11 protein-coding genes and 1 tRNA gene are annotated in these 10,910 nt (G+C 54.0%); 6 read left to right on the plus strand and 6 right to left on the minus strand.

Features of this window, described 5'->3' with window-relative positions; all coding sequences use genetic code 11:
- Positions 1-169: 169 nt before the first annotated feature.
- The 5 genes from ACR0JE_RS14190 to ACR0JE_RS14210 all read right to left on the minus strand — a co-directional run bounded on the left by ACR0JE_RS14190 (position 170) and on the right by ACR0JE_RS14210 (position 2,493).
- Positions 170-946 carry a hypothetical protein gene (locus ACR0JE_RS14190; RefSeq protein ID WP_480864617.1) on the minus strand — a complete coding sequence of 259 codons (777 nt, stop codon included), beginning with the start codon at positions 944-946 and terminating at the stop codon, positions 170-172.
- Positions 946-1,152, minus strand: coding sequence for a hypothetical protein (locus tag ACR0JE_RS14195; RefSeq protein WP_480864618.1), 207 nt, complete (start codon positions 1,150-1,152; stop codon positions 946-948). The genes ACR0JE_RS14190 and ACR0JE_RS14195 overlap by 1 nt, the downstream gene beginning before the upstream one ends.
- On the minus strand, positions 1,136-1,870 hold the full coding sequence (locus tag ACR0JE_RS14200) for a hypothetical protein (protein WP_480864619.1): 735 nt from the start codon (positions 1,868-1,870) through the stop codon (positions 1,136-1,138). Before ACR0JE_RS14200 ends, ACR0JE_RS14195 begins: the two co-directional genes overlap by 17 nt.
- A gap of 3 nt (positions 1,871-1,873) precedes the next feature.
- A complete protein-coding gene (locus tag ACR0JE_RS14205; protein WP_480864620.1) occupies positions 1,874-2,380 on the minus strand; it encodes a hypothetical protein in 507 nt (168 codons plus the stop codon).
- Between the two features lie 19 nt (positions 2,381-2,399).
- Positions 2,400-2,493 (minus strand) — tRNA-OTHER (locus ACR0JE_RS14210).
- Positions 2,494-3,153: 660 nt separating this feature from the next.
- Between ACR0JE_RS14210 and ACR0JE_RS14215 the strand changes: the two genes are divergently transcribed.
- The gene (locus ACR0JE_RS14215) at positions 3,154-3,327 is read left to right on the plus strand and encodes a hypothetical protein (protein ID WP_480864621.1); all 174 of its coding nucleotides are present in this window, start codon (positions 3,154-3,156) and stop codon (positions 3,325-3,327) included.
- Positions 3,328-4,063: 736 nt separating this feature from the next.
- Here the strand turns inward: ACR0JE_RS14215 and ACR0JE_RS14220 are convergent.
- Positions 4,064-4,717 (minus strand): GntR family transcriptional regulator, encoded by a 654-nt coding sequence (locus ACR0JE_RS14220; RefSeq protein ID WP_480864622.1) that lies wholly within the window; start codon positions 4,715-4,717, stop codon positions 4,064-4,066.
- On the opposite strand from ACR0JE_RS14220, the gene ACR0JE_RS14225 reads away from it, so the two are divergent.
- The 5 genes from ACR0JE_RS14225 to ACR0JE_RS14245 all read left to right on the plus strand — a co-directional run bounded on the left by ACR0JE_RS14225 (position 4,716) and on the right by ACR0JE_RS14245 (position 10,906).
- Positions 4,716-6,017, plus strand: coding sequence for a Gfo/Idh/MocA family protein (locus tag ACR0JE_RS14225; protein WP_480864623.1), 1,302 nt, complete (start codon positions 4,716-4,718; stop codon positions 6,015-6,017). The two genes, ACR0JE_RS14220 and ACR0JE_RS14225, sit on opposite strands and share 2 nt — an antisense overlap.
- 88 nt (positions 6,018-6,105) lie before the next feature.
- Entirely contained in the window at positions 6,106-7,116 is a 1,011-nt protein-coding gene (gene dctP / locus ACR0JE_RS14230) for a TRAP transporter substrate-binding protein DctP (RefSeq protein ID WP_170787610.1), read from the plus strand.
- A 30-nt stretch (positions 7,117-7,146) separates the two neighbouring features.
- Positions 7,147-7,722, plus strand: a complete 576-nt coding sequence (locus tag ACR0JE_RS14235; RefSeq protein ID WP_480864624.1) for a TRAP transporter small permease — start codon at positions 7,147-7,149, stop codon at positions 7,720-7,722.
- The gene (locus tag ACR0JE_RS14240; RefSeq protein WP_074736095.1) at positions 7,719-9,014 is read left to right on the plus strand and encodes a TRAP transporter large permease; all 1,296 of its coding nucleotides are present in this window, start codon (positions 7,719-7,721) and stop codon (positions 9,012-9,014) included. Before ACR0JE_RS14235 ends, ACR0JE_RS14240 begins: the two co-directional genes overlap by 4 nt.
- On the plus strand, positions 9,014-10,906 hold the full coding sequence (locus ACR0JE_RS14245) for a bifunctional sugar phosphate isomerase/epimerase/4-hydroxyphenylpyruvate dioxygenase family protein (protein WP_480864625.1): 1,893 nt from the start codon (positions 9,014-9,016) through the stop codon (positions 10,904-10,906). Before ACR0JE_RS14240 ends, ACR0JE_RS14245 begins: the two co-directional genes overlap by 1 nt.
- Positions 10,907-10,910 lie beyond the last annotated feature (4 nt).

Consider the following 10,910-nt stretch of genomic DNA (forward strand, 5'->3'; position numbering starts at 1 on the left):
CTATCACCGCTGCGACATCGTTTGGTCGACGAAGTCCTGCCTCTATGTGCTGACAGGCCAGGTGCGCCTAGGGGTACGCGACACCATGCGTTAAGCCTGCTATGAGAACGAGGTCGGTATAGTTATTAAAACGTTTCCTGAACCAGTTCTGATTTTGTCATTATTTCCTTCACTCATCGAAGGGATTCCAATCGCCTTGCTCCTGACAGTGCGCGCACAGGGCAGTTGCCTGGTTCTTCTTCCGTACGATATCCCCGACATGACCACATCTTGCACATGTGCGCTTGCTGTCCAGTACGAGACGCTTGAGCGGGAGATCCAGGCATTGATCGTACCGACTGAAGCTGACCTGGATTGAACCGTCTGGGCCCGTCGCCACATCCGAGATCTGCACTTGAATCGGTGTCTCACAATTCTCTCGAACCAGATGCTCCGCCTCTGCGAGGAACCGGCCAAGCAAGACCAGCCTGCCCGGACCAATGCTTGGCCGTAATGATGCCGTATCAGCGCTCACGAGATCTGGAAAGCGATTTGCTACGTTGAGCTCAAGATCTGTTGGCCACATCATCTCAGCGCCTTTAAACCGATCTTCGAGGTAGCGGTTGTAGCACCAACAACAAAGAGTGACTAAATATCCCCTGATGTTTTGTATTTCGGCAGAATTTCCGCACCGCTCACACTTCTTCTCAATCTCTTCGACACGCGTATCCAGCTCATCGAGGATATTTCGATTGCATTTTCGTGTGTAGACGCGCAATCCGCCAAGTTTTTGTTTGATCTGTACGATTGCCGGCAACTCACCCCCAAAGACATCGGGATGTTGTGAAACACTGCGCTTCACATCTTCCAATACTAGAGCGAGCTGGTCAGCCCAACCCACACAATGCTCTCCCAGTGCCTTTAGAACGCTTGCTTGGATGTCATTCCAATCAACAACCTGGTTCATCACTCATCCTTAAGCTGCGCCAACGCGTCAGCTTTCTCATGAACAACACGCCTGATCTCTTCGTCCGTCAGATCTTCGATACGTTCGAAATCGGCGGTTGAGATTGGGGCCACAACACTACATTCACTGTCGTGAACCGCAAATGTCGTCTTCAGGAATCGAAGATCTTCGGTATCTGTGAAATTTGGCTCAAATGTCCTGGTCATCATCGTCACCCAATCGACGTTTATGCGCTGCAATGTGCTCGGCTAGGTCTCCAGCAAGATTGCCTGCTGCGATGTCCTTTTCCAAAAGCTCAAGGAAAGCTTCTATGGCTGGATCTGTATGCTCGTCCTCGCCCTGGTCCTCGCCATTCACTTCACTAGCGATGCGCTCATCCAATTCGCGAATGCTCGTCCGAATCTGCGACAGCAATTCGTTGTCACTACCTTCATGTACCTTGCGCGCTCTGATCTCATCTGCGGAAATCGGATCAGATAGTTTTGCCCGGCCAAGTGCGATCCTTGCCTCTTGCAGTGCCAAAAGCGCTCTGGTCAGTGGATCAATCTCGACGTCAGCGGCGAGCGCGTCGAACTCCTCTGCGCCAATCGGATCAGACAGCGATGCTTGTCCGGCGAGAAATTTGACCTTCTTCAGCTTCAGGAATGCGCGCGTCACGTCGTCAGCCTTAGTGCGGGGCTCTCGCGCACCGGTCTTTTCCAGCCATATGGCGGCGATCTTCTCAACGAGTGTCCACACCGTCTGCCGGCGATTATGCTGCGAGATATCGAAGCGTACTGCTTTCTCTTCGATACCGAGCTGCTCAGATTCTCGTTCGTTCACGCGCACTTCGTAGTCGCAGAGACCATCGATGTCATCGCTGACGTTCGCGGCGTGGGCCCGGGCGATCTCTCTTTCGTTTGCGTAGACAACGATTTTGAGCATCACTCACCACCCTTTCGTCACACATGCAGGACAGCGTCCGCGGTCATCAGATCGGTCGATCTGACCGAAATATCCACAAATTGAGCACGTCAACCTGTCCCGAACGGGATTTTTCCGAACGCCAAAGAACCTCTTCCTTTCAGGGTGGCGCTTGCTCGCGACATCATGCGCGCACCAACAACACAGGGTCGTGTACCAGCCGTTCAACACCTGGGTCTCGGCAGCGTTTGAGCATCGCTCACAGGTACGATTTGCTCGTGCAATCGTGGCTGTGATCATCGACTGGATGTGTCGATCATCACACCTGTGGTAGATGCGGAGCTCTCCCAGCTTCTCCTTGATCTGGAGGACAAAGGGGTAGGTGGCACCCTTCAGATCGCAGTATTCCTTAACCTCTGTGAAGAGTTTTGTGGCCAAGCCGGACCAGCCTTCGGGTGTGCCTCCGAGGCTCTCCTCGACCGATTGCTTGATGTCGTTGAAATCAATTGCGTTCGTAACTTCGTCCGCCATGTCGGACACCTCCTGAGGTTGGTAGGAGGCGTCGGAATCGAACCGACTCGTGCACTCTAATCTGGAGCAATTACAAGGATATAAGCCTCGCCCGCATACCAATGCTGCCTCCCACGGATTTCGCGTGGGTTATCGACCTCAGGTCGATATTCGTTGGCAGAGGATGCGTGTGTACGTCATGAGCCGAAGCTGAACCAGATCGTATCGCCATGTCAAGACAGAGTGTGCTGCACCTCGGAATTCACCGCGTAGTTCCGGGAACCTTCTAGCTTGACGTGTGCCTAAATGACTGAGGCAACCTGTTTGGAGGTTAGTTCAGCAAGCAGTAGCTCTCAGACAGCGAAGCGATTCGATACCCTTTGATCCGGACTCGAACTCAGAAACCCTGTCGATAGTTCGCTCTGAACCTACGCGCGTCTTTTGAGCTGCGTCTGATGCGCTCTGTTCTTGAGAAATACAAAAGTCTTGATCTATTCAGCATTTTATTTTCATTGTTCGTGGGCGGCTTTCAAATTTGCGCAAAATCATTTCAACGCAAAGCGATCCCTGAGGCAGCCGCTAACAGCATTCCGCGTTGGGCCACTTGTCACTGGGGCCGATCCAAGACTCTATCGAGCTGTGACCAGTCGATGGTGCGCATTAGTTCTTTCACGGCCTCTGGGTCTACTGTTCTGTCTCGACCGCTGTGTTTTACGACGTGACGCACCAACCAAATACATAGGCTGGTGAGAACAAATGACAGGGTAAGGCCGATTAAGGTTTCGGTGCTCATAATGGAACTATATCATACCTATGTATTGATGTCCGGCCAGATGAGTGTCGAACCAACCCATCGCAATTTCCTGCGCGGTGTTATTGGTTTCAAAGGCTCTGCCGCGGAACTCAAGCTCCAGCCGCTGAAGTTCGTTCTGGCGGTCTATCGCCAGCGTGCGAGTGAACCACTTTGATCGGTCAGAGGTTGAAGGTTGCCAATCAAAATACACTTATGATTGAAGTGCAGTGCTTTAAAGTTGTAAAATCCATGCAGATACTATTTTAAATTGGGCGCGTACCTTGAAACGCGCAAACTTATGGGCAAATCGTGCAAAGTTATGCGCAAATACCGCGAAGAGTTATGGGCAAGCTTCCAAGATTTTCTTCAATGAAATCAATGCTAGGAATGCAGCGTTATGCGCGCGCCTACAGGTGTTTTCGGATTGCCCAAATCGTTCGTGAATCTACTATGGCCAGTTCTGGGAGTAGCCATAACTCACGCCGATGCAATCATGCAAAAGGAAAGCCCCATACTTCGCTTGAAATTTCTCGCCGGGCTGTTTGGGCAGGAACTTTCAGATACACCCGCAACAAAGGACGATACCTTTGAACTGTGGGTTAGCGGAATGATCTGTACCGATGGCTCCAAATCTTGCATGGGGTTAGGTTATGGGTCTTGGTCAGATAGTCCTCGGATCAACTTCGCATCGTTGTAATATTTGCAGCCACCGGATCGGGCGAAACACTGGCCGGAGAACACAGTAAAACACCACTGCCCAAGAACAATGGAGAAACAAGATCGCTTCTCTGTCTCGCCAAACCGTTGTTTCACAGCTGGCCATCAGGCTTTGAAGAGGAGGTTTGTTTTCGCCTCTCAAACGGTAGTGAAACGGCAAACAGCGCTCCCACACCGCTTGGTATCTGCTAAGGTCACATAGCCTCAATCGTATGTGAAAGACCGTTTCGGATGTGATCTTCCAACAGCTTCTTTGCGGTGCTCGCGTCTCTGGCCAATGCGGCATCGAACATGCCTTTGTGCTCCTTGACCGCCTCTTCGCCTCGATACGTCAGCACGAGCATCTGATACCGCAGGTACTTGTCGTATATGATCGAGTGCAGAGACAGAAGGTTTTTGGATTTGCAGGCCGCGATCATCGCTTGATGAAACTCCCAATCATATCGTTTCCAGGTTTCTTTCTCGGACTCGTCCCCCTTGAGAAGCTGCTGTTCCATCAGGTGCAGCTTGTGGTGTGCGGCAACAAGGTTGCCTTCCCAGTCCGTATCGCCATTCGCAATTGACAACTCCAACGCGTGGCATTCCAACAGAACGCGCAGCTCTGATATCTCGGCCAAGTCTTCTCGTGAAACCGGCGTAACCAGGAAGCCCCGTTGCTCGGGCGCTTCTACAAATCCGTCGCTGGCAAGCCTGTTCAAGGTCTCGCGAAGTGTCGACAGACTTGCCGAATAGCGTTCTTTCAAGGCGTCCAGCTTCAGTTTGGAGCCGGGCTGCAGCTCGCCGAAGATGATATCCCGCTTGATGCGCTGATAGGTGCTTGCACCTATCGTAGACGGCTGTTTCACCATGCGTTTCACCCGATATTATCAGTTTCCTCGTTCAATTAGCATTTTTCAGAGACATCAGCAATCCAAACTGGTGTATGGTAAAAATAAAAATATCATACATTATTGCGGAATCGCGAAAACCCCAATACGGTCGTGGCCAAGTTGGGCAAAGCAGCCCGATCGCAATCATCGGTTTCGGGATTTTCCTGACCCTCCGGAAGGAAGCAAAGTGTCTAAGAACTTTCGCATTGCCATTGTCGGCATTGGCCTTGTTGGACGCCGCCACGCAGACGCTATCCGAGCGTTGCGCCATGTTGATCTCGTCGCGGTGGTCGACCCCAGCGATGAAGGCCGTGCTTACGCCGTTGAGCATGGGGTCGCATGTTACGAAACCGTCGAGGAAATGTTAGCAAATCAGACGCCAGACGGAGCTGTTCTGGCGACTCCGACCACGCTTCATGTCGAGCAAGGTCTCACGTGTGTTCGACATGGTTGTCCCGTTCTCGTCGAAAAGCCGATCGCCGTGGAAGCCACCGCTGCACTTGAGCTTGTTCAAGCAGCGGAGAAGGCCAATGTGCCACTGATGGTCGGACATCATCGTCGGCACAATCCTCTGATCCGGTCGGCTAAGGAAGCCATTGTCGATGGGAAGATTGGAGATGTGCGCGCTGTCCATGCGAATTGCTGGTTCTATAAGCCAGACGAGTATTTTGATGCTGCGCCCTGGAGAAAGAATCCCGGTGCAGGGCCCATCTCAGTCAATCTTGTCCACGATGTGGATTTGCTGCGGTACCTGGCCGGAGAAGTCGTGACCGTTCAGGCTCAGTCGGCTTCATCGCAGCGGGGTTACGACAACGAAGATGTCGCCGGCGCGCTGTTGACGTTTGAAAGTGGGGCGATCGGGACCATAAGTGTGTCCGATAGCATCGTTGCTCCATGGAGCTGGGAGATGACGTCTCAGGAATATCCAATCTATCCGTCGACCACTGAGAGTAGCTACATGATAGGTGGCTCTCATGGTTCCTTGTCCGTTCCCGATCTTCGATTGTGGAGTTACCAGGGTGAGCAAAGGGACTGGTGGACGCCAATCTCATCAACCGCGCTGAAGAAGGGTGCGTCTGACCCTCTGGTCAATCAGCTCAGGCACTTTGTTGAAGTAGCTCGGCACGAAGCAGTGCCGATTGTGTCTGGATGGGAAGGGTTCAGAACGCTTCAAGTTATTGAAGCTATTCAGAATTCTTGCAGAACTGGCGAGACTGTCAGGATAAGAAACCTTCAGGAAACGCAGCAACAGAGATTGCAGGTAATGAAAAATATCTGATATTTTGTAAAAAATCTTGCAAAATGCCCAAAATAGGTCAAAACTCAGAATCGGAAAAAAGCATCATGATGTCTCAGGGAGGAGCAAAGTGATTACCAAACTTACCCGCCGGGCTGCTGTATCAGCCCTGGTTGCAACCGGTGTTCTGTTCAGCGCAACAAGTGGTGCGCTTGCAGACGACAAAGTGCAACTTCGCCTCGCAACGTCCGGGTCGGAGACCGACCAACGTTCGGTCGCCATGGCCGAGGTTTTCGCACCCATGGTCGCTGATTTCGCAAGCTACGAGCCCAGCTATAACGGAACCATCTTCGCCCAAGGCACCGAATTGGACGCCATCAGCCGGGGCAACCTAGAAATGTCGATCACCTCGGCGCAGGAGCTGGCACAGTTCTTCCCCGAGTTTTCGATATTTACCGCAGGCTATGTCCACCAGGACGCCGCGCATCAGGTGGCTGTCTTCAACGATCCCTTGATGGATGCCTTCAAGCAAAAGGCCGAAGAAGAGTTGGGCGTCAAACTGCTGTCGGTCATGTATCTGGGCCGTCGTCAGGTGAACCTGCGCCAGCCCAAGGATGAACTGACCGTCAGCACTCCGGCTGATCTGGAGGGTGTGAACCTGCGGATGCCGGGCACAGATGCGTGGCAGTTCCTTGGCAAAGCGCTGGGTGCCGCCCCGACACCAATGGCGTTCTCAGAGGTTTACACAGCTCTGTCGACCGGCGCCGTAGATGGTCAGGACAACCCGCTGCCGACCGTGGTGGATGCCAAGTTCTACGAAGTGACCAATCAGATAATCCTAACATCGCACTTGGTCGACTTGAACTATATCGCTATCGGCAAAGAGGTTTGGGACGGGCTGACACCGGAACAGCAGGCCAAGGTTCAGGAAGCTGCGGATGCTGCAGCTGAATCCGGCCGCCAGAAGCAGCTTCAGAAAGAAGAGGACCTTGTCAGCTTCCTGAAAGAGCAGGGGATGGAGATCTACGAACCCGATCTCGCAGCGTTCCGTGATCAGGTACAGTCCATGTATCTGGACAGCGAGTTCGCTGGCTCATGGCCCGAAGGCGTTCTGGATCAGATAAACGCTCTGGGCAACTGAGCCCAGTAAAACAAGGGAGGGAGAACCACAATGAAAACCTTTATCAAAGGGTTCTCCCGACTGACCGAAGCGATTGCCGGCGGGATGCTGGCGGCAATCTTCCTGATCTTCCTGCTACAAATTCTTCTCAGATACTTCTTCACCCCCGCCGGATGGACGCTGGAATTGATCGGCATTCTGTGGGTCTGGGTGATCTTCTTCAGTTGCGCCTTCATCGTGCGCGAACGGGATCACGTGAAGTTTGACATCATTTACCTGTCGGTACCCCGACGTGTCCGTCAGGTCTTTGCGATGCTCGCAGCCGCCGCCATCGTCATTGGGATGCTCTACAGTTTCCTGCCGACATGGGACTACATCGACTGGATGAAAATCCGCAAAACCGCGACGGTTCGCAATCCGTTTTCGGGCGAGAAGATACCGCTGCGCACGGTGTTTTCGATCTACGCGGTGTTCATGCTGGTCGTGGCCGCCCGCCATGGCTGGCTGTTCTTCGACATCATGCGCAACGGCCCGCCAAAAACCGAACTTGAAATGGTCGTGGGATTTAATGTGGTCGACGATCATCCCCGCGTTGACGTGGAAGACGACGAGGGCGCAAGCAAATGAGTTTCGAACTTCTTTCTTGCCTGCTCACACTCTTTGTACTGGCAGGCATCGGGACACCTATCGGCTATTCCATCCTGCTGGCCTCGTTGATGTATCTGGGTGTGGCCGGACTGGACGTCGCCCTCGCGGGTGAGAAGATCCTGCAAGGCTTCTACAAAAGCACGATCCTGCTTGCCGTGCCGTTGTTCATCGTCGCCGCGAATATCATGAATGCTGGGTCGATCACCGATCGCCTGCTTAACTTTTGCGTCGCTGCCGTCGGGCGTTTCAAGGGCGGCCTCGGGCACGTCAACGTGGTAGCGTCTCTGATCTTTTCCGGCATGTCCGGGTCTGCCGTCGCGGATGCTGCGGGGATCGGCAAGATCATCATCGAGATGATGACCAAGGATGGCCGGTATAGCCGGGGCTATGCGGCTGCGATCACGGCAGCGTCGGCGACGATCGGCCCGATCATTCCGCCCTCGATCCCGATGGTTCTGTATGCGCTGGTCTCAAAGGCCTCTATCGGATCGCTGTTTCTGGCCGGCATTCTGCCGGGCCTGATCATGGGCGTCGTCCTCATGGCGATGAACTACTATCTTGCCGGAAAGCGGAACTTTGCGTTGGAAGAACCTGTTCCGTTGCGCGAGTTGCCAGCTAAAACCGCCAATGCGTTCCCGGCGCTGCTGATGCCCGCGATCCTGCTGTACGGCATATATGGCGGCGTCACCACGCCGACCGAGGCCGCCGCAGTTGCTGCCTTCTACGCCCTGCTGCTGGCAGCGTTGTTCTATCGCGCGCTGACCTTCCGGGGGCTATATCAGGTGTTCGTCGACAGCGCACGGTCTTCCGCCGCTGTGGGCGTGGTCATTGGTGGTGCGTTCATCCTGAACTTCATCGTCATTCAGGAACAAATTCCACAGTCGATCTCAGCCCTGCTGGAGGGTTCCGATGTCAGCCCGATTGTGTTCCTGATCCTCGTCAACCTGCTGATCCTTGCGCTGGGATGCGTGCTGGACGCAACAACGATCATTCTGGTGATCGTGCCCCTGTTCATTCCAACCTGCGAAGCGCTCGGGATTGATCTGGTGCATTTCGGAGTGCTGGTTGTCGTGAACTCGATGATCGGTCTGATCACGCCGCCCTATGGCATTCTACTCTTTGTGATCAACGCCGTGACGGACATTCCGCTGCGCGAAATCATCTCCGAAATCTGGGCATTCCTCGCGGTTCTCATCTTCGCCTTGGTGATCATGATGCTGATGCCGGATCTGGTCCTGTGGTTGCCGCGTATGTTTGGATATCAGGGATAATGTGCCTGTCGGTTTCGACAACGTCGATCCCCGGTGATCTGGCTGAAAAGCTGAGTGCTATCGCTGACGCGGGATTCGGTGGCGTCGAATTGCACGAACCGGATTTGACCGCTTTTGACGGGCCGCCATCGCAAATTCGGAAAATTGCATCAGATCTCGGCCTGAAGATTTGCCTGTTACAACCCTTCCATAACCTTGAAGGTCAGGCCGGCGCCGGACGGGAGCGCGCCTTTGATCGGCTTAAGCGCAAACTCGATCTGATGAGCGAGTTGGGTACGGATCTGCTGCTAATTGGGTCCGCATTCGAGGTCGATGCCGCTGCGACCGGAGAACAGGTAATCGCAGATCTTGGCGAGGCGGCCCAAATCGCTAAAGAAATGGGGATGCGTCTGGCCTATATGGGCTTGCCATGGTCGGATCTTATTCACTCGGATGAACAGGCGTTAGGCGTCGTTGATGCTGTCGACAGCCCTCATCTGGGGTTGGCTTTGAGTTCTTTCTTCTCGCTTGCCGACGGGTCCAAACCCGCCCGCCTTCGGGATATTCCCGGAGGGCGGCTGTTCCATGTGCAACTGTCCGATGCACCCCGACTTGAGATGGACATACGTCGGCTCAAACGGCACTTTGGGCTTCTGCCGGGGCTTGGGTCGCTGAACCTTGCGGGCTTTGTGCGGGTGTTGTCCCGCGCTGGGTACAAGGGGCCTTGGTCTATTGCGCGTGTCAATGAAGCAGCTCCTCAACCCGGTGGCCGGACACTGGCCCGAGACAGCTACAGGTCGCTGCTGTACCTCCTGGATGAGGTATCCCGGACCGAGCCGGGAACTGATTTTGGCATCCCGGACCTGCCGGAACGGGTCTATGCGTCAGGCTTTGAATTTGTCGAATTTACTTCTGATGAAGTAAGCGGTGCGCAGCTGGCCGATATGCTCTCGGCCATGTGTTTTCGCATGGAACGAAAGCACGTAACCAAGTCTGTCGAGCTGTGGCGGCAGGGTGCCATAAACATCGTCGTGAATACCGAAAAGGAAGGCTTTGCCCACTCGGCGTTTCTGGGCCACGGCCCTTCGGTTTGTGATATGGGATTGCGTGTCAAGGATGCGGACCAAACGGTTCAACGCGCGACTGCACTGGGCGCGCCGAATTTCTCACAGCCGGTGGGCACCGGCGAGCTGGACATTCCCGCAATCCGAGGTGTCGGTGGTAATGTTGTCCATTTCATCGATGAGAAATCCGATCTACACCGTGTCTGGGACATCGAGTTCGAGCCGGTTGCGAAAACCAAAGCCACCCAACCTGCCGGTCTGCGTCGTATCGACCATCTGGCCCAGACGATGCGTCATGATGAGATGCAAAGCTGGCTACTCTACTACATTTCGACTTTCGAGATGGCAAAATCCCCTATCGTGAACGTCGCCGACCCGTCTGGTGTCGTGCAAAGCCAGGCTATCGAAAGTCCCGAAGGCGAAGTGCGCTTAAACCTGAATGGGGCAGTTGGGCGTCGAACACTGGCGGCGTCATTCCTTGAAGATGGCTTTGGGGCTGGTGTTCAGCACATTGCCTTCCAGTCGGATGATATTTTTGAAACTTCAGCCCAGTTGCTCAAGTCTGGCTTTCCCAGCCTGTCCGTCCCGGAGAACTACTACGCTGATCTGCAAGCGACATTCGGATTGGATGACGATTTGGTCGCCCAATTGCGCAGGGGGAACATTCTCTACGATCGGGCGGCGGGTGCTGAGTATTTTCAGATATACAGCCGCCCCATCTTTAACGGCTTCTTCTTCGAAATTGTTGAACGCCGTATGGGCTATGCCGGTTATGGCGCGCGCAATGCACCCATTCGCCTTGCTGCGCAAAGCAAAACCCAGACGCTCAAAGAGGTGCAGACGCAATGACCGC

Source organism: Ruegeria sp. H3 (assembly GCF_056533095.1).